Origin of the sequence: Spirosoma sp. (assembly GCF_048594605.1) — a bacterium.
GTDB lineage: Bacteria > Bacteroidota > Bacteroidia > Cytophagales > Spirosomataceae > Spirosoma.
Genome location: NZ_JBMDWV010000269.1, coordinates 1 through 19,915, shown reverse-complemented (window position 1 = coordinate 19,915; position 19,915 = coordinate 1). Strand labels below are relative to the sequence as shown.

Below are 19,915 nucleotides of genomic sequence, written 5' to 3'. Positions count from 1 at the left end.
GGCACTGGCCAGTTGTTTTTCAAGTTCGTAGGCGATGGATGCGTTTTTCTCCGCAGTCGTTACGTCCGTCCCTGTCAATTCAAACAGACGGGTGAGGTATTGTTGATACCCTTTTTGAATAGCGACCGTTGACGAATCAGTCTTGAAATAGTATTCTCGTTCCGGTAAACCGATTCCGGTTTGAGAAAACTGAGCAATATTGATCGTACTCTGTTTGTTATCGGGGCCTACATAAAAACCAATGATGGAACCATTCCCTACTTTTTGCTCATCGGTCACCAGCTTCAACAATGAAGGAACATCCGTTACGGCATCGATGCGGGCGAGCAAGGGCCTGATGGGTTCATAACCGCGTTTATTAATAGCCGCTGTATCCATACCCGACGTATAGAAATCGCCCACTTTCTGCTCAAGGCTCCCTGATGGATACTTACCTGTCGAAATGCTGTCCAGAATTCCCTGTAGCCGTATACGCTGCGGATAATTCAGAAAGGAATACGAACCTACACCCGTTTGACTGGGTGGTATCTGGGCCGTATCATACCAAATGCCGTTGGCATAAGTAAAAAAATCATCCCCTGGTTTTTTTGAAGCGTCTACACCCGTAATGACTACGCGTTTTGTATTCGGAACCGAAACACGATGACAGGCCCCTGCCAACAACAGTAATAGAGAGAAATAGACCAGTTGTTTCATAGTTTGTGATTTATAGATTTTGATCAATATATATCGATGCATTCCCGGCAAATTAGATATAGTGATTTGAAAATATACAGTTGTGTATAAAAAGCGAACCCTACGTGTAGTAGGGTTCGCAAATCTATTCTGATACAAGCATATGTATCTTGTTTTACTTAATCTCTCCAACCATGTCTTCGGGTTTTACCCACTCGTTAAACTCTTCTTCCGTCAGATAGCCAAGTTTGAGAGCAGTCTCTTTCAGCGTAGAGCCGGTTTTGTGGGCGGTCTGCGCAATTTCGGCAGCTTTGTAATAGCCAATCTTGGTATTCAGGGCTGTAACCAGCATCAGCGACGAATCGACGTGTTTTTTGATGTTGGCCTCGATCGGTTCGATGCCTTCCGCGCACTTGTCGTTGAACGATACGCAGACATCGCCGATGAGCCGGGCGGAGTGCAGGAAGTTGTAAATCATGACCGGCTTGAATACGTTCAGTTCGAAGTGGCCCATGGCCCCGCCAAAGTTGATCGCTACGTCGTTGCCCATCACTTGAGCCGCTACCATTGTCATGGCTTCGCACTGGGTAGGGTTTACTTTACCCGGCATGATTGATGAACCTGGCTCGTTGTCAGGGATGTGTAATTCACCGATACCCGCACGAGGTCCTGACGACAGCATTCGAATATCGTTCCCAATTTTCATCAGGCTGGCCGCTACGGTTTTCAGAGCGCCGTGCGCTTCCACAATGGCATCGTGAGCAGCCAGGGCTTCAAACTTATTTTCGGCGGTAATGAATGGTAAGCCCGTCAAATCAGCAATGTGTTTCGCTACGTTCTCCGAGTAGTTCGGGGGGGTGTTGATACCCGTACCAACGGCCGTTCCGCCAAGAGCCAGTTCACTCAGGTGGGCCAGCGAATTGTTGATGGCGCGTAAGCCGTGATCCAGTTGCGATACGTAGCCAGAAAACTCCTGCCCTACTGTCAGGGGTGTAGCGTCCATGAAGTGCGTCCGACCAATTTTAACGATGTGCATGAACTGCTTCGATTTCTCAGCCAGCGTATTACGTAGTTTGGTAATACCCGGAATCGTTACGTCCAGCAGGATTTTATAGGCCGCAATATGCATAGCCGTCGGGAACGTATCATTCGACGACTGCGATTTATTGACATCATCGTTCGGGTGAAGGAACTTCTTCTCGTCGGTGAGCTGACCGCCTTGCAGTACGTGTCCACGATACGCGACAACTTCGTTCACGTTCATGTTCGACTGCGTACCCGAGCCCGTTTGCCAAACTACTAATGGAAACTGATCATCTAGTTTTCCATCGAGAATTTCGTCGCAAGCCTGCCCGATCAGATCACTTTTTTCTTTCGGCAATACGCCCGCATCGAGGTTGGTCAGCGCGGCTGCTTTTTTGAGATATGCAAATGCCTGAATGATCTCACGGGGCATTTTATTGATGTCCTGAGCAATTTTGAAATTCTCAATCGAGCGCTGGGTTTGAGCGCCCCAATACACGTTAGCCGGAACCTGTACCTGGCCCATCGTGTCTTTTTCGATGCGGTATTCCATGAATCAGTCGATAGTGTTTAGTTGATAGTCGATAGTGATTAAGGACTATCCGCTACAAAGGTAGCAGGCAAGTAGGCTTCATCCTGAACATTCAACCTTAAAACTATTTAGTACTGAGCCGAAGAGACGCCATCTAAGCTCGGAATAAGATTTTCCTCAATCGATTAAGCCCTGACAATCTGCAATTTATTAGCTATATACTCGGCTACTACGTCTGGTTTCTCCCAGGGTAGTAAGTGAGCCGCTCCGTCGATCACGTCTAACGTAGCGTTTTTCAAATAAGGCAGCACCATCCGGCGGTGTACATCGGGAGATAGATTTGAATCCTCAGAGCCTACCGCGATATAAATCGGTACGTCGATTACGCCCACACGAGCCGAAATATCTTCCAGACTACCCGATAGCAACCAGGCATCCCACGCGGCTCTGGAACTGCGCAAATTATCGGCAACAATCTGTTTCTGAGCCTGTTCTGAAAGCGGCACTTTGGTTATTTTTTTGAGCGTTTCTTCGGCGGCTGAGCGCTGGCCATATCCCCGAAGCAGTTGTTGTCGCGTATCGTCGGGAATCGGCTCCGGAACGGGGGGCGATGGCGAAAGTAAAATCAATGATTGCAGGCCAGCAGGTTGACGGGCAGCCAGCGCCAAAGCCACTTTACTGGTCATGGAGTGACCAACCAGCACAAAGGTTTGAATGGCTAGAACACGTATCAAGTCGTCAATATCATCGGCCATATCATCGACGGAATAGCCAGTTGACGGTGCTTCTGAATCGCCAAAGCCGCGCATATCGACAGCGATGCATCGGTATTGGTTCGATAGCAGATCCATGACGGTTTGCCACTCCAGTGCTGAACCACCGAAGTAGTGCAGAAAGATGAGCGTAAGCGGGCCGCTCCCGGATTCGAGTATATTGAGCTGAACGCCATTTACGATCTGTTTCATTATACGTTCACTTTCAGGCGGGCAGGTTGTCCAGTAATTTCAAGCATTTCACCGTAGGGAACGATGGTTATCTGTCCGAACTCTTTTAGAATACTCTTATACGCTTCAGCGACGGGCCGGGGTTTGCGGTTCATATCGAAAAGGCCACACTCATTTATGCGGTTGTTCACCTCGCCAAGTTGCGTATCCCAATCGATCTGATCAATCAGACTGTACCACGTAAAGCCAAGAACAGGCACCCCATCCCGACGCATTCTGAGGATACTAACCCATTGTTTGTAGAGCCAGATCGGTGCCTGATCGGCCTCGAATACGTTGGTTTCAGTGTGCATAACCGGCATCCGATACCGCTCATAATAATCTCTGGTAATTTCGTACCAGCCCAGTACGTCCATCGATGTCTCGACATAACCGTTTGGTAATTTTATTCGCTCATTACGTCCGTAGTAGTCGTTACCCATGATCTGATAGCCCGGAGGTTTTCCGGCCATAAACCAGTCGTACTCTTCCCGAGTCAGGCCGTTGTCCATCATATACATGGCTACGGCTGCCGACGGCTGATTGGCGTACAGCAAGTCGAGGGATAAAAACCGCAATTCATTTTCAAGTGCGATTTCGGGGGAAGGGCTTGCACATAGTTCATGGGTGTATTCCGCGCTTTCGCTTTGCACGATAACGCAGTCGTTTCGGCGTTTGGCAATCTGCTGGTTTGCCATAATACTGGCCGCTACGCAGTGCTTGAGCGCCGTAACAAATCCACGGTCGGTTTTGAGCTGTTCGTTCCAGACGCCGTCTTTTCCACTGATACGGGCCGTAACATAAATCTCGTTGACAGGCGTGTAGAAGCGCACCCATGGATATCGATCCGCGACGGCTCCGGCATATTCGGCAAAATGAATTGGCAACTCCGGATTCTGGTAATCACCGACCCAATCGGGTACGCCGAAGTGCATCAGATCCAGAATCGGGGTGATGCCCAGCCGCTTTATTTCGGCCATGACTTCATCAGCAAAGCTCCAGTCGAACTGACCTGGCCCTTTATGAATGCTGTAATAAGGCAGACCGTACCGTAATACATGCAGACCTAACTCTTTAACAAGCCCTAAATCTTCCCGCCAGCGATCATAATGCCCACACTCGCGCAGCATATCCCGCCGAACTGTGCCCTTTTTTATGGTAGGGTATGAACACTCGATGCCGGTGGCAAACATGAAATTGCTTGGGCTGTCAAGCGGCAGGCCACTGCCATCGCGACCGCTGGCTCCACCAAACTGATCACCGTCATAGTTACCGTTACCGTAGTGTTTTTTGATAGTATCTAAGAATCCCTTTTTAGCCATGTTGAGGTAGTGCTGGTTATGTTTTTTATGCGTCCAACCGTTTTGTACGATCCAGAAACCGGTCGGCGGTACGTAGCGATAGTGCCATAATCGTTAAGGCCGGATTGACACTTAGCGCACTCGGAAAGGTGGAGTTATCACTGACATACAGATTCGGAATATCGAAAGACTGTCCGTCAGCATTCACTACATTCCTTTCCGGATCATTACCCATCCGGCACGTACCGATGACGTGCGCATTACGTGGAAACGCCCAAACGTTTTTGGCTCCGGCAGCCGCCCAGATGTCCCGCATTGTTTTATCGGCATGAGCGGTCATTCGCTCTTCGCTTTCCCCGTTTGAAAAGTGGATGCGTGGCTTGGGTAATCCACGGACGTCTTTTTCGTCGGATAGCTCCAGAAAATTATGCGAATACGGCAGGCAATCGCCCAGAATGTTGATGCCGGCAACGTGGTTATAAGCCGAAGCGGCTCGTTTCAGCGCCTGTCCCCATAAGCCGCGTCCGCGTGCCATTTGTGACAGATACGTAACGGGCATGACGCCGATGGATTGCAGTAAGTACCCACCCACAAAATCCGCCTTATGCGGTCGATGCGTATCCTCCGAAATAATGGCGCCAGGAATACCTTTGTAGGGGCGCACATCGTCGTCGAACTCGCCCCAGATTTGCAGAGCGGTATGGGCCATTACGTTACGTCCTACCTGACCGCTGCTGTTGGCCAGTCCGTTTAAGAGAAGTAACCGGGGCGTTTCGATGGTTCCGGCGCAGAGAAATACGTACCGACACCGCTGCCTCTCTTCCTGACCGTTACGTATGTATACGACTTCGCTGATTCGACCGGACGCATCCCTAATGAGCTGTGTGACAAAACTTTCCGGACGTATTTCGGCCCCGTGCCGTAGAGCCAGTGGAATGTACGTTACGTCCATGCTGGCCTTAGCGCCATTGTTGCATCCGGCCTGGCAAAATCCTCGGTTAGTACAGGCGGGGCGGTAGCCAACTCCTTCCTGATAATAGTCGGCGGACAAAGCCGCGTTGGCCGCTGGCGAGGTTTTAATACCTAACTCTTTGCACCCTTTTTGCATCAGTTGACCCGCACCGTTAACAGGTAACGGCCCCAATGCATAGGCTCGTTTGCGCGCTGGCCCCCACGGATAGGGCGATGGACCCGATACACCTAAAAACTGCTCGACTTCGTCGTAATACGGTTCGATCTGATCAAAACCGATTGGCCAGTCTTCGCCAACACCAAATTCAGTGCGTATCCGCAAATCGTCGGGCTGGACACGTGGCGTATAAGCTGTGTAGTGCAATGTAGAGCCCCCAACACCGATGCCCGAATTGTTGTTACCGAACGGCAACGGATCGTTTCCTGCGCTTAGGCGTTCATCTGTCCAGAAAAGTTTTCCCTGCGCTTTTTCGTCGGTCGGGAAGTCGCTTGCCGGGTTCCAGTGCTTCCCCGCTTCAAGCGCAACAACTTTTAATCCTGCCTGAGCAAGTCTCGACAAAAGTGGGGCACCGCCTGCCCCCGTTCCAATAACAATGGCATCAACTGTTTCTTTCGTAGTGTAGTGGGGCATCGTACCGACTTAATGGCTGTGAACTACTTATCTATTTGTTAAGGGGTTTGGTTCACGACTTTCCAGTTGATTCAGGCCAATACGTTCCCAGGCGGGCAAGTCAGCCATACCAACGTACCCTATTTCTTCCTGCGCCAGTGGATGACTGTAGTAGTTTTCAACTGCTTCGGCCAGCAGTTCTTCAAAAAATCGTTCAGCAGGCAACGTATTCCAGATTTCTCCGGGCGCTTCCATCCGCTGAATAGCGGTTAGAACCTGATCCTGTTGATCGCCGGAAAGCTGACTGAACGAATTATCGAACATAAGCCGGGCCGATTCATCAACGCCAGTCAACCCTGATCGATACGCTTCGCCATCGTTGGGCATTACGTCGTATCGCCACCCGTTGGACTGGTTCTGAGCCAATCGTTCATCTATGCCGCCTGCTATATCAACTGGCGTATCTCGATCGGGCTGCGGAATGAGCCGATTGCAGATACGTTGCAGCAGCGCAAATTCTGCTTCCGTAAAGAAAGTCGGTTTTCGGGGTGGATTCGTTAGCCGTTGCGTTAATGCTTCGCGCGTGGCTTCTGTAACCTGATTCGTTTCGAGCAGCGCCCGAACGGTTCCTGCCGGATAATGATACGTTTGGTCGGTGCTCATCCCAGCTTTCCTCCTGTTACTTCTACAATACTGCCGGTCATGAAACTACCTTCGCTGGAAGCCAGCAGTACGTAGGCAGGGGCCAGTTCTTCGGGTTGTCCAGGTCGGGCAAGAGCCACTTCATGTCCGAAATTTTCGACCTCTTCTTCCGGCATTGTAGCGGGAATATTGGGGGTCCACACAGGGCCCGGCGCTACGCAGTTAACCCGTATGTTACGTTCTCCCAGCTGAATGGCCAATGACTTGGTAAATGCATGAATGGCTCCTTTAGTTGCCGTATAATCGACCAGAATCGGATTGCCCACAATACCCACAATGCTGCCCGTATTGACAATAGCGTCGCCTTCGGTCAAATGAGGCAGGGCCGCCTGCGCCATGAAAAAGTAAGCGATGATGTTTGTATCAAACGTACGACGAAGTTGCTCTTCCGTGATGTCTTCAATGTTTTCCTGCGCCATCTGAAAAGCAGCATTATTCACGAGAATATTAAGCTTCCCAAATCGCTCAACGGTTTGTTCAACAGCGCGTTCGCACTCGCTTTTCTTACGAACATCGGCCTGAATGAGCAGACACGAACGCCCCTTACTTTCGACGGTTCGCTGGGTATATTTGGCATCGTCAGTATTTTCATTGTAGACCACCGCTACGTCAGCGCCCTCCATCGCAAAGGCAATAGCTACCGCCCGGCCAATACCCGAGTCAGCTCCTGTGATGATGGCAACTTTGTCCAGCAGCTTTCCGGCCGGTTTATAATTCGACAGATCACTATCGGGAGCGGGATTCATGTCCGACTGGCGAGCGGGATACGGAAGTTTTTGCCCGGGAATTTCTTCGGACTTAGGCCGAAATTCTGTTTGGTCCATGAGAGGAAGTTTTGAATAAATCAGATCGCACAGCCCTCAAAAGACGGCTTAGTATGATAACCGATAAACCGGATGTCCGCTTTTTTGTTACCAGCCGATTAAAAGAGACGGTGTTTGGAAGGGTGTTTATCAAAAAATAACAAGTCTCCCCCGTTCTTTTCGTAAGGCTTTTATGGAAAGAAATCTTCAGAAACGTAAAACCTTAGCTATCAATACCCTGTTCAGATAAATACATCTACGTATGACGCTGATGAACAGGGAGTCATACCGAATAATCAATTATTATTTAGTCTTCAGGAAATTTATACAATACGATGGGTTACTTTTCCGGATTCTGTGAATTAAGCGTAAAGAATTAGGCATATCAATTACACAAACACTTTATACACATGGCAAAATCTGCATTTTTTCTGCTTTCTATGCTGGCACTGGCTACAGCTTGTTCAAGCACCAAGACCGAAACAACAGAGTCGTCAACGACGGCTACCGTAACGGACAGCACCTCAACCATGTCTTCTGACTCAACGAGCATGACGAGCGACAGCGCATCAACTATGTCGACCGACACCACCAAGAAAGATTCGATTAAATAATCCAACTCTTTCCATTTGTTCACACGACGACTCTCCTCCAGAGGGTCGTCGTGTTGTTTATGGGCATCTATTTTTTGTGCGTAGCCAACCTAAACAGTCAAATTAATCGTTTATAAACGATGCCATCGATTTACTACCGCTGGTTAATTATTTAGCCATTTATCGATGCAGCTTTCTTATTTTTATGCTGTCTTTTTAATCTACGGGAAGTAAAGACTATGGGATACGAAACCGGGCTGGTTTTCTTTCTGGGAATGATAACTGCGTTACTCTTGTACAATCTTGTACAGTGGAGCCTTTATCGTGAACGTATCTACATTCTGTACACCCTATACATGCTGGTTTGGCTGGGCTACTTCCCGCTACGTTCCGTTGAATACCTTCCTGACAATACGGCTCATTTTATCCGAATTATTGGCCCAATGGTCGCCTATTTCGTTTATTATGACTTTACCATTGCCTTTTTGAACCTTCGCGAATACCGCCCTACTCTGCTACGTCTGTTTCGAACCGTTCAAGCTGGTTTGGTAGCATACGTATTGGTTGAAGTTGTTTTTTGCTTCTTAACCGATTACTGGCAGTTACCCATTCACGAGATTATTCACACAATCGTGCGCGGAGGGCTGGCTATCCTGTCCGGATATATTGTAATGACGATTTATCAGCGGAAAGATCCCGTTCGTCGCTTTTTTATCACGGGCTCTGCCCTACTGGTGCTGGGTGCACTGATCGCCATGATTCTGACGATGGTTCTGCCAGCCGATGGGCCTGACTTTTTCTGGCGAGCCCCGCTCACGTATCTGCAAATCGGGATCGTGCTTGAACTGGTCTTTTTCTCGACTGGTTTGGCTTACCGTCATCGCCGGGACATATTGAAAAAAGCCTTGTTCGAACAAGCGCTAACCCGCGAACGGAAACAGCGCCAACGAGATTATTCGGAAGCTAAGCAGGTTGTAGAGTTACTGCAACAGGAAGTAGATGAGATGCATATGCGCGCATTACAGGCGCAGATCAGCCCGCATTTTCTGTTCAATAGCCTGAACTCTTTATCAGCGCTTATTGCCGATGAACCTTCACAGGCCGAATTGTTTGTGGATGAATTATCGAGTGTTTACCGCTACGTTCTTCAGGCCAATGATCGTGAATTAACATCGCTGGCTATGGAAATGAAGTTCATCAATTCCTATTATCATCTGCTCAAAACACGCTACGGACAGGGCATCTCACTAAAAGTTAGCATTGATGATACGTATCAGGACTATTTACTACCTCCTCTGACGCTACAGTTACTGATTGAAAACGCCGTAAAACACAATGTTGTCTCTCCAGCCAGTCCATTAACTATTCAGATTTTTACCAACAGCAACGGTCTTCTGATTGTACGTAATAATCTGCAACGAAAAGGGACAAATAGACTTACATCCACTAAAAAAGGGCTTCAGAATATCAACATGAAATATCGGTTACTTAACCAGTCTCCTATCGATATTTACGAAGCAGACAATGCCTTTGATGTCATTGTTACGTTGATTTCGTCGACAGCGCAGGTATCCCTTTAATCCAGCTAAGTAGTTAAAAAACAGTTAACTTCTGAAGATTTTATCCGCTCACAATCTCCCCACATACTATAAAGTAACTACTATCGTAAATATAGTATAAGATACGTAGCAGGATCACCCGTTAATTCGAGTGATCCTGTTATCTTTGAAGGAATAGAAAGAAGCCCTTGTCCAAATCTGTAAGTAGTAATCTGTTTGCTATTCCAATACAAACCAGCGCGGCAAGGCTCGTATTAAATTGAGCATTTAAGTATGAAGAATTGGTTACTATTGATTTGTTTTTTTGTAAGTGGTTTGGCAGTAAAAGCACAGAACCAATTCGGCAACGAATGGATTCGCACCGGCCAGAAGTACCTGAAACTTTCAGTAGCTCAAACAGGTGTTTATCGGGTCAGCTATCAGGATATTCAGGCGGCCGATGCGTCTTTTTTACAAACCAATCCGACAACCTGGCAGCTCTTTTTTAGAGGCCAGGAAATGGCAATTCGGGTTGTTGGCGAAAAAGATGGCGTATTTAACGCGCAGGATTACGTCGAATTTTATGGAGAGGGCAATGATGGTAGTCAGGATTCGCTGTTGTACCGTCCCCGGAAACGGCTCCATCCGTATCAGACGCTTTTTTCTGACACAACAGCTTACTTTCTGACAAGCGCTGCCACAGGAACCGGCAAGCGGATGCCTGAGTTGAACAATTCGGCACAGGGCCTAACTCCCGAAAAATTTCATGTTCAGGAAACCGTTCAGGCATTTACGAGCCAATATACATTCAATAACCTGGTTGGCCTTGAGCCTTCTTTGCAGCAAAGTTTTTATGAGCCAGGCGAAGGTTGGTCTGGCCCAATTATGACCCTTGACTCAACCGGTACAGTTCCAATAAAACTCACAGATCGAGTAGCAACGGATTGGCCGATCAACCTTGACGGGATGGTCAATGGTCGTGACAACAGCTTTCACCAGGTGCAGGTGACGCTGAACTCGGCTACAACGCCAATGACAACCCTGTCGTTCTTTGGATTCATTAGCCAGACATTTCAGAGTGTCATCAATCCAGCCTCTCTTCAGAATGAGCAGCTGACGGTACGATTCAAATCGATCAAGAACGCGAATGTTAATAACTTCTCGATTACGTACGTAAAGCTTACTTACCCTCAGGCAACCAATATGGCCGGGCTGAGCAGCAAAGTGTTCCGTACCGTGCCCAATGCGAGTTCCATGGCTTTGCTCTCCATCCAAAATGCGCCAGCCAATTCCTTTGCGTACGACATAACAGATAAGGCCAACTGCCGCTACGTTAGTACGCAAATCATTGATGGGCAGACACAGGCCGTTTTGAGCGAAGCCAATCGTAACCGAACGCTGTTTGTTACAAACCAGATAAGTAAGCCTGCGAAAATCAAAGCAATCCGCTTTTCATCTAATTTTCCCAAGCCGACCGATTATGTAATTGTTACTCATGCTACGCTCCAGCAATCGGCGAAAGCGTATGCCGCCTATCGAGCTTCAGACCAGGGCGGCCGTTATACCCCGTTCATTGTTGAAGCTGATTCGCTTTATGATCAGTTTAACTACGGCGAAAGAAGTCCGCTGGCCCTCCGCCGGTTTGCGGATTACATGCGGGTAAACACAGCCGCCAAATACCTGATGCTGATTGGGCGGGCTGAAAGTTATCCGTACAATCTTAAAAAGCCAACCAATGATTTAGTACCGACAATCGGTTATCCCGGATCTGATATTCTATTAACAGCTGGCCTGGGAAATTTTCCGGCCAATACGCCAGCTATTCCGATCGGTCGGCTTAGCGTAGCGAGTAACGATCAGGTTCTTGCCTATCTGGAAAAAGTTAAACAGATCGAATCCTCAAGCTCAAACGGTATCTGGCGGAAACATATTATCCATATCAGCGGAGGCAAGACACCTCTAGAAGCCCAGGGCCTTCGCTCAGCGCTGGATGGCTTAGCCAACACATTTACAAACGGATTACTGGGTGGACAGGTCAGTTCATTCGGCAAAAGTAAGTTCAGTGAAGAGGTTGAGACTATCAACATCACCCCTCTGGTCAATGATGGGGTGAGTTTGATTACATTTTTTGGTCATGCGGGTCCGGCTATTACCGACATGAATTTTGGGTTTGCCTCAGATGTCGAAAAGGGGTATCGTAATACGCGCTATCCGCTTATGATTTTCAATGGCTGCGGAGTAGGTGAAATTTTCCACCGGTACAATACGCTCTCAACCGACTGGTTACTGGCCCCTCAGAAAGGAGCCGGTGTGGTGTTGGCTCACTCATACTATAGCTATGAACAACCAACGACCTGGTATCTATCTAAGCTGTATTCCGCTTTATTTGCCAACGCCACTACGCTTGGCATGCCATTGGGACTTGTGCAACAGCAGCTCAATCAAGCGATCGAAAAAGAGAATCTTGGCCCGCACGAGGTAGCCATGCTACTACAGATGGTTCTGCAGGGCGATCCGGCGGTGAGCATTTATCCATTACCCAACCCCGATTTTTCATTCGGTCAAAAAGGTATCTACATCCAGTCGAACGTAGGAGGTGGCTCGCTTAAAAACAGCGATTCGATTCGAGTAGTGATGCCGCTGGCCAATCTAGGCAAATTTGTACCGGGTCAGTTAGTGAACGTATCGTTGAATAAAACGACCAGCACCGGTACAAGCAGTATTCCCCTACGATTTACGTCATTTCGCTACCAGGATACGTTAGTCTACACGATTCCCAGAGAAGCTACACTGCAAAAATTAGAGGTAGTTATTGATCCAAATAAACAGATTGTCGAGCTGGATAAAGCCAATAATTCAACCACACTTGCCATCGACTGGTCGCAGATTCAGGGCAGTAGTTATCCTGCCAATGCTCTGCCCGACGTAGTGGCTCCAGCCATAAGTGTGTTTGTCAATGGAGCAATTCGGGAAAACCAGACCGTAGTGAATACAACCCCCCGGCTGGATATCTACTTATTGGATCAGAATTCGCTGTCCATAAAAGATACTACGTCTGTCGATGTATTTCTAAAGAGCTGCGAAACCTGTACCCCCCAGAAAATCCCTTCCAGTGCTTTATCTCTTTCTGCGGTTTCGGATAACCAGCTTCTGGTTTCTACGACCCTCTCTTTGCAGGCTGGTGCTACGTATCAGTTAATCGTTTTCGGAAAAGATGCATCTGGAAATCAAACACAGCCCCCTTACGTGCTTAATCTAAATGTAGCAGGCGCTGAAGAAAAAATTACGTTTCAGGTAAATCCGAATCCAGCAACTTCGTATGCTCAGTTTGAGCTGCAACTGAATACCCAGGAGCTACCTGTTGACTCTCGGTTAACCATTTACAGTTTATCAGGCGCTCAGGTGTACAACAATACGTTCCCCATCAACGCAGGCAAGAATTCAATGCTATGGCAGGGAATGGCACCGGGGATTTATGTTTATTCGCTGCAGTTAATCTGGAAAGAAGGAAGAACAGAAACGTATAGAGGCAAGGTAATCTGGCAGAAATAAACGATCAAGGGTTGTCAGAATTAGACATTGATTGATGAAATCAACTAATTCTGACAACCCTTGATCGTTTATTATTTTCGTTAAAGCCGGTTACTCTCGATTAACTCCCACTTCGACTTTGTACCTGATTCAATAATCGCTTTACCAATGCAGTCAGGGGTTGACTGGCAGTAGTCCAGTGCTACGTTCTCGCTATAAACAAGACCGATATTTTGGGCATAAACCCGGCGGTATCGATCCTGATTAACCAACGTTGAATCGTTGGCGCCCAGGACCGAAATCGTATGGTCGAAATTAAACTTGTTTAGGGTATAAGCTTTGTTGGTGTCTTCGTACCGAAGCACAGTATCAGGGCTGGCGTTGTATGCGTTAATATTCCACGATGTGGTTGTCGTAATTGGAAAGGCCAGTTTCACTACGGGTACGTTATATTCTACACTAACAACTTCTTTCAGATTTTTATAGACCGTACGTATGGCTCTAAGTTGCCAGCCCGTTACTTCGGATCTTTTCACCGACTCCTCGATAACGTAATATAGCTGGCCATTCTGCGTATAGGAGTTGCTAATCTTTTGCTGAAGCTGATAAACGTTTTTTGCGACAGGATTCGTTGCTGTATAATTTTCCTGCGTCACCTGATAAATCCAGTAATCGCCCGTTTGCAGCGGGAAATAATCATAGTCATTACGATCAGGATCAAGAGTATCGTTGCATCCAGCTCCCACTGCCAATAAAGTCAAGAAGACTAATGTCTTATAAAGCGTATTCTTTTTAAGCATATTTTGATCGATAAAACCAGCAAAATCCTGGCGGCTTTTTGCTGATACGGATTCGTAAAGATAACAGTATTTGGCTGTAGTTTCCTTTACTTTGCAACCGGTCTTAATCAATTGGAATCGTCTGCGGTGAATCACCGCGTGCTTCAAAAAATCAATTTAGTCGTTACAATTTACAGAAACGGATGGGTGGCATTGCTGGAATAATTCGGTTTGATGGACAGGCTGTAGACCCAATCGATGCGAATAATATGATCAGCTTATTAAAGCATCGGGGTAACGTATTAAGTCAGTCTATCAATAATGGTTTGCTCTTAGCATTCGGAGGTTCTATCGAAGTAAACGCTACGGCTCCTGTCTCTGCCGCTACCGACGCCGATATTTTTTCGAACGTATGGACAGGCCAACCATTTAGCACGCATTACGTTCAAAAAGGCCCGCGCTCGTTCAATGAGTTAAATGCCGATTTTGCCCTGGCTCTATGGGATGCTCATCAGCATACCTTGTATTGCTCCCGCGATGCAATGGGTGTGAAGCCCTTGTACTACGTTCATCGGCCCAATCAATTTTTTGCCTTTGCCTCAGAAATCAAGGCACTCACTACGCTTCGAGAAGTTATTGTCAAACCAAACCGGTTCAAATTCCGGGAGTACCTAATCTGGACTACCCAGTACGTTCCGTACAGTGCCGAAACGTTTTATGAAGGCATTTTCAGTGTGTTGCCTGGTCACTACCTGCAGGTACGTCCCGGCGAAGTAACAGAATCCCCTTACTGGCATCTGGATCTAGATAAATATAAAACACTCAACGGAATAGACGATTATTCAGCTTTGTTCCGTGAGTATTTTTCGACGGCCATCGACCGTCGAATCAGGAACAGGCAACGGATTGGTTCACACCTGAGTGGCGGGTTGGATTCTTCGTCAGTAAGTTGTGTGGCGCAGTCTCTGTTACTTGAGCAACACAGACCTTCATTATATACATTCAACATTGATTCAGAGCAGCCAGCTGCCGAAGAGCAGTCCTACGTCCAGGCCGTTGTCGATCAGTGGCATCCGAACCATCTTCGAGTTAAGCCTTTGGCAGATGTGCTGGATTCGGTTCTGCAAATTAACCATCTATTTGACCGTCCTGAGCAATTTATTATTCCTTCCAGTTTCCATCTGAGCGTTTCCATTGAAGCGCAGAAACTAGGGTGCGATGTGTTGTTGACGGGTCACGATGGTGACAGTGTCATTACAACAGGATTCGATTATATGGAAGAACTGGCCAGTAGCAACCAGTGGGATTTATTCAGCGAGGCAAGTAGGCAATACGTTGCTCCCCAAGAACGAGATCTACACTACGTTCATAAAAACTGGCTTCAGCTAAGCGACAGGGCCAAATACGAAAAGTATGTTCTTTCAATGGTCGGGCGCAGCTTAAAAAAGCAATTTCGCCAACAATCATTCCCTGCTTTACTAACAAGCATTCGCGAGTACAAACAACGCTTCAGCCTTTCGGAGACAGCCATTTTCAGTTATCTGCGCGAACGAATTACAGCCAAGCTGACCACCCGCGCCCTTATCGACAGTGCGCTAAGCGAAGACTTCAAATGCCAGGTGCCGCCAAGACCACAACGCTCGACAGCCCAGTTTGTCAAGTCATTATCGGCCGAGACGCACGTTGAAATTGAAGAAGTTCTTAATACAACGAACGTGATCTGTAATGAGCAGATGAATCATATTGGAGCTTACTACGGCCACCCCTATTCTTTTCCTTTTTTCGACAAAAATGTTATTGAACTGGGGTTTGCCACGCCGATGGCCATCCGTTTTGACCAGGGGCGCGGCCGGGGACTAATTCGCCATGGACTACGTAATATATTGCCTCCATCTGTTCTCTCACGGGTCACTAAAGCCAGTTTTGTGGAATACGGTACGTTAACAGCGCAGCAGCTTTATGAGGCTACTCGCGAGCAATTTTCGTCAACGAGTCACCCGATCTGGGAAGTGATTGATCAGCGAATATTTGCAAAAATAGTGGCCATCGTTTATGACCCTCGGTTTCCGGCCAGAGGGAAAACACGTTACAATTGGTTACTCAGCCGAATCATTTATTTAGCGCTCTGGCTAGGTTCGCTAAAGTAAAACGACCCAACGCAGCCGATTATATTCTCGATGTTGAAGCGGGGAACGTACTGTGATTAAGAGGCCATAACTGAACGGATGGCACGGGTAAATACCGTAATAAACCCTAACTCTTTGGGTATATAAATCAGCCGTTTGCCAATACTGAGCGTACTGGCTCGAAATACAAAGCTGCTAACGTAAGTCCTGTATATTCTGAGTTTCTTTGCCAATTCGGTTTGGCTGTTGGCGAAAAAAACAATCTGCTTTAGACCCGGGCTCGTTTCCAGTACGGACTCGTTGGTTTCCCAATTCTTTTCATAGGCATCTGCCAGTGAACTTACCCGGCTTTTGTTCACCATTTCCTGCACATTCGCTGGTAATGAGAGGCTCCACATCTGCCTACACCAGAATAAACCAACGAAAAAAACTGTTTCGATTCCATAGTATCTTAATTTCTGCATAAGATACGTCCAGTCAATCGCTTTATCTTTTAATAAAAAATAAAGATCATTGATATAACCAATGTGCTGCCAGATATTAATTACGCCATGATGTATTATGGTCAGCAGTAGTTGATTCTCTGTAATAAACTCAGGTTCAGACAGTACGTCTTCCAGATGGAGCGTTGAATAATGCTTGTTGAAGCATTCTATTTCCCAATGCAGATCAATGTTGAAATAACTCGTTGCAAAAAAGGGCTTGAACAGACTAACTTCATGCAGATCCGCCAATATCGTTTGCTCTTTATAGCGTAGGTAGTGCTTGTAAGCCTCTCCCAACTGGTACTGATTTTCCTCTAACAGACGTATCGTTTTGAGCAGGTCGTTGCGGGCAATTAGAAGGTCAAAATCACCAATGCTACGTAGGTTACTATTAGGGTAGCTATTTTTAGCCAGATAAATGCCCTTCAAACCAATGTGCTGGATACCCTGATCGGCCAATACGTTCGTCAATCGATCATATTCGTGCAGCTTCAGCATGTTGTCCGTCGCTATCATCCGGCAATCACTTTGTAGTTTGGCTAAAAATGCCTCCGGAACGTCCGGGATCTGTTGGAGTGTTCGATACAGAAATGGAGCGATCCGATGACGCAAAGCCAGCGTGTGAAGCTTATCCCAGCTAAATGTACGTTCTGTTATATACTGTCCTAATCGATGCTGTTTATCGCTCGATAATATTTCAGTACATGCTGTTAGTAACACATTGATTTCAGGAGAACGCCCGACATCCATTTACAAAGTCGTTTTCAGATCTTCCACAAACTCATTTAGCTTATCAAAATTCGCGGGGCGGCTTAGTTTGTACAACGCAACCTTCTGAGCAATGGTCACGCTTTTTTCAAAATGTTTTTTTAGTGCTTCACCCTGAAGGAGCGATTCGGGAAGCGGAAAATAACTGAGCAATTCAACAGGTCGCTGGCTTTTGGGCACCTCCTGAAGAGTTGTTTCAGAAGGGCTGGCAGGAGCTAGCACAAAAATCCGCTCCAGAGGAACAGCTTTTTCTTCAAAAGAAACTGACTCATGCCACGAGAATTTGTTGACTCCTTCGCGCACGCGGTCTAAATTAGTTTTAGTTAACTGCAATCCATCAACGCTTTTTCCCCAAATTTTTATTTGTGGAAAAGCGGGAATCAGATAAGGTATGCCTGTTTCATTGATTCGGATGCACACCATATCATCACTCATGATACTGACTCCTTTGTTAGCAAATGCGGCCACCGTTGTCGATTTCCCAGCTCCTGGTTCTCCCAGAAAAATGACTCCTTTGCCATTGAGCTGCATGGCGCTTCCGTGCAGTAAAAAATCGCCCCGTTGAAACAAAAGCAAACCAAACGCTTCACTCATTGTAAACAACGACAATAAGCTTTCATCACTGGTGGTGAGATCCACAATCAGTTTGCTTCCACCTAATGCCATGAACTGCCCGAGCTTTCCCCAGTCTAGCCATATTCTTTCAGGGCCATCCTGAGCAACCTGAGCATACAGCCCAGCCCGATGAAGCTTTGTCGATTGTAAGGCCGGATTAGAAACTAGCGGACCTCGTTTTACGATCAGGTCAACTGTAGTAGGTTCTACTTCCTTAAGGTAGGTAAGTGCAATGTCTGAACCAATTATTAATCCGTAAGCCGTGTAGTAGTGTTTAATCCACTCCATTAGTCAAAGTTATACCGATTCATTTAAAATGGCATCAGAAATAACTTTCGTTGATCTGATGAAGTATCCAATCAAAAATAAATCAGCACTACCTGGATACCTCGATGAGTTTCTCCTGCATTAAACTATTTAAAAAGCTCATTAACTCTTCTTGACAAACGGCAGGCTCTACGTCAAACTCCTCCAGCAGCTTTTCCTGAATTTCCTGGACAGAGATGTTTTTTTCCGCCTGTAAGAGCGCCCAGATAAAGCCACCAACTTCGTTCAATTCGTAATAATTACCCGCTTCATAATTCAGCAAAATCGTTTCGTTTCCTAAAACAGATGAGGACTGATTCGGCAATAACTGGATACGGGTAGCAGGCTTGATTGTCATCGGTACTATTGCAATCGGAATTAGAAAATAAAGCAGACACAAATAAAATCAAAAAGTCTGGTTCGCCAAATAATGTAACGAACCAGACTTTTATATGAAATTTATTAATGAAAGCTCTATTAAATGAACCCACCTAAACCATCGGTATTTGAGCCCGACTTCAAAGTAAGGTTTTTAACACTTCCTAGCGCCTTCAATTGAGGCTTCTTGTAAGCTTTCTTTACAGAATTCTTTGGGTTCGTCTTATTCATGGCTTTTCTATTTCAGGTTCTTTCGTCAAAAGTAGAGCAAATCTTTATAAAAAACAATTACTGAACGACTAAGCGATGCTTACGCGTAGTTCCCCGCTCTTCAACCGTCAGAACATACACCCCACTGGTCAGCTTCGCTGATGGCGTCACCTTCGTGCTTAATTCAGTAGGCTCAGATTTGCTCACACTGATTTCGCTACCGCTGGCACTGTAAAAGTGAAGCACCGCCGTTGTGGGCTCATCCAGCTCCAGAGTAAAGTTATGGCTAGCCACCGGATTAGGATACACCCCATACCGACCATCGATCACTACTGACTCAGCTTTAAATGTCTCACTGCCTCCGCTGAGATCCAGCTGACGCAGGCGGTAATAGCTGGTTCCCCGGTAAGGGTTAGGATCCTCAAATTGGTAGGAGCTTTTCGAGTTGGTAGTCCCGGCTACATCAGTCACTCGGCCGATATCCTCAAAGTTTTTCAGGTCTTTACTACGTTCTATGATATAGCCTTTGTTGGCTTTTTCCCAGCTGGTAACCCATTTCACCAGAACGGTGCGGTTAGATTGGGCTTCAGCCGAAAAACTTACTAGTCCAACGGGAAGAGGAGACGTCGTTTTAGTGTGCGTTAATATTTCCGAAAAATCATCATCTTCTGGTTGAGGCTCAGCATTTGAATTTGGGAAAATAACACAGTATGCTCCAATCGTATTGACAGTTGTTGAAGCCGAAGGCTGTGTGGCAGTTGCAGCAATATTTAAACGTCGTACTGTAGCAAATCCAAGTGAAACACCTTCCTTCTGAATCCCCTCATACCGATTCAATGACGAATTGTACGTAATATCAAACGAGTTAAGAATCGTACCTGATACAGCGGATAAGGGATCAGAAGCAGGATTTGGTGCACATTGCTGAAGCTGAATAACAAACCCCATCCGTTCAGGACCGCTAACGGTCGCGGTAACACTACCA

At 46.8% G+C, this 19,915-nt stretch carries 15 protein-coding genes and 1 pseudogene; 4 read left to right on the top strand and 12 right to left on the bottom strand.

Annotated features, from left to right (window positions below; translation table 11 throughout):
• The 7 genes and pseudogenes from ACOJS8_RS16465 to ACOJS8_RS16435 form a co-directional block, all read right to left on the bottom strand.
• Positions 1–696: pseudogene (locus tag ACOJS8_RS16465) on the bottom strand (M13 family peptidase); the annotation flags it as partial.
• Between the two features lie 154 nt (positions 697–850).
• Positions 851–2,251, bottom strand: coding sequence for a class II fumarate hydratase (gene fumC, locus ACOJS8_RS16460; protein WP_420149636.1), 1,401 nt, complete (start codon positions 2,249–2,251; stop codon positions 851–853).
• A 164-nt stretch (positions 2,252–2,415) separates the two neighbouring features.
• Positions 2,416–3,195, bottom strand: coding sequence for an alpha/beta fold hydrolase (locus ACOJS8_RS16455; protein ID WP_420149635.1), 780 nt, complete (start codon positions 3,193–3,195; stop codon positions 2,416–2,418).
• Entirely contained in the window at positions 3,195–4,535 is a 1,341-nt protein-coding gene (locus tag ACOJS8_RS16450) for a family 1 glycosylhydrolase (RefSeq protein WP_420149634.1), read from the bottom strand. Before ACOJS8_RS16450 ends, ACOJS8_RS16455 begins: the two co-directional genes overlap by 1 nt.
• A 25-nt stretch (positions 4,536–4,560) precedes the next feature.
• Positions 4,561–6,117: a GMC family oxidoreductase gene (locus tag ACOJS8_RS16445; protein ID WP_420149633.1), complete on the bottom strand. Its 1,557-nt coding sequence runs from the start codon at positions 6,115–6,117 to the stop codon at positions 4,561–4,563.
• Positions 6,118–6,144: 27 nt separating this feature from the next.
• Positions 6,145–6,759: a gluconate 2-dehydrogenase subunit 3 family protein gene (locus ACOJS8_RS16440; RefSeq protein ID WP_420149632.1), complete on the bottom strand. Its 615-nt coding sequence runs from the start codon at positions 6,757–6,759 to the stop codon at positions 6,145–6,147.
• Positions 6,756–7,622: a glucose 1-dehydrogenase gene (locus ACOJS8_RS16435; protein ID WP_420149631.1), complete on the bottom strand. Its 867-nt coding sequence runs from the start codon at positions 7,620–7,622 to the stop codon at positions 6,756–6,758. Before ACOJS8_RS16435 ends, ACOJS8_RS16440 begins: the two co-directional genes overlap by 4 nt.
• A 389-nt stretch (positions 7,623–8,011) precedes the next feature.
• On the opposite strand from ACOJS8_RS16435, the gene ACOJS8_RS16430 reads away from it, so the two are divergent.
• The 3 genes from ACOJS8_RS16430 to ACOJS8_RS16420 all read left to right on the top strand — a co-directional run bounded on the left by ACOJS8_RS16430 (position 8,012) and on the right by ACOJS8_RS16420 (position 13,284).
• Complete coding sequence (locus tag ACOJS8_RS16430) at positions 8,012–8,215, top strand: hypothetical protein (protein WP_420149630.1); 204 nt, start codon at positions 8,012–8,014, stop codon at positions 8,213–8,215.
• A gap of 218 nt (positions 8,216–8,433) precedes the next feature.
• Positions 8,434–9,774, top strand: a complete 1,341-nt coding sequence (locus ACOJS8_RS16425; RefSeq protein WP_420149629.1) for a sensor histidine kinase — start codon at positions 8,434–8,436, stop codon at positions 9,772–9,774.
• 252 nt (positions 9,775–10,026) lie between these two features.
• Entirely contained in the window at positions 10,027–13,284 is a 3,258-nt protein-coding gene (locus ACOJS8_RS16420; RefSeq protein ID WP_420149628.1) for a C25 family cysteine peptidase, read from the top strand.
• 80 nt (positions 13,285–13,364) lie between these two features.
• Here the strand turns inward: ACOJS8_RS16420 and ACOJS8_RS16415 are convergent, their stop codons facing one another.
• A complete protein-coding gene (locus tag ACOJS8_RS16415) occupies positions 13,365–14,063 on the bottom strand; it encodes a hypothetical protein (protein WP_420149627.1) in 699 nt (232 codons plus the stop codon).
• Positions 14,064–14,245: 182 nt separating this feature from the next.
• Here ACOJS8_RS16415 and ACOJS8_RS16410 point away from each other — a divergent pair, with 182 nt between their 5' ends.
• The gene (locus ACOJS8_RS16410) at positions 14,246–16,189 is read left to right on the top strand and encodes an asparagine synthetase B family protein (protein ID WP_420149626.1); all 1,944 of its coding nucleotides are present in this window, start codon (positions 14,246–14,248) and stop codon (positions 16,187–16,189) included.
• A gap of 56 nt (positions 16,190–16,245) precedes the next feature.
• Here ACOJS8_RS16410 and ACOJS8_RS16405 read toward each other — a convergent pair whose 3' ends face one another.
• From ACOJS8_RS16405 to ACOJS8_RS16390, 4 genes are all read right to left on the bottom strand, one after another.
• Complete coding sequence (locus tag ACOJS8_RS16405) at positions 16,246–17,403, bottom strand: nucleotidyltransferase family protein (RefSeq protein ID WP_420149625.1); 1,158 nt, start codon at positions 17,401–17,403, stop codon at positions 16,246–16,248.
• Positions 17,404–18,324: a serine kinase gene (locus ACOJS8_RS16400; RefSeq protein ID WP_420149624.1), complete on the bottom strand. Its 921-nt coding sequence runs from the start codon at positions 18,322–18,324 to the stop codon at positions 17,404–17,406.
• A gap of 88 nt (positions 18,325–18,412) precedes the next feature.
• A complete protein-coding gene (locus tag ACOJS8_RS16395) occupies positions 18,413–18,700 on the bottom strand; it encodes a PqqD family peptide modification chaperone (protein ID WP_420149623.1) in 288 nt (95 codons plus the stop codon).
• 308 nt (positions 18,701–19,008) lie between these two features.
• Positions 19,009–19,915 (bottom strand): T9SS type A sorting domain-containing protein (locus tag ACOJS8_RS16390; RefSeq protein WP_420149622.1); only part of this gene is annotated, 907 nt, incomplete at its 5' end.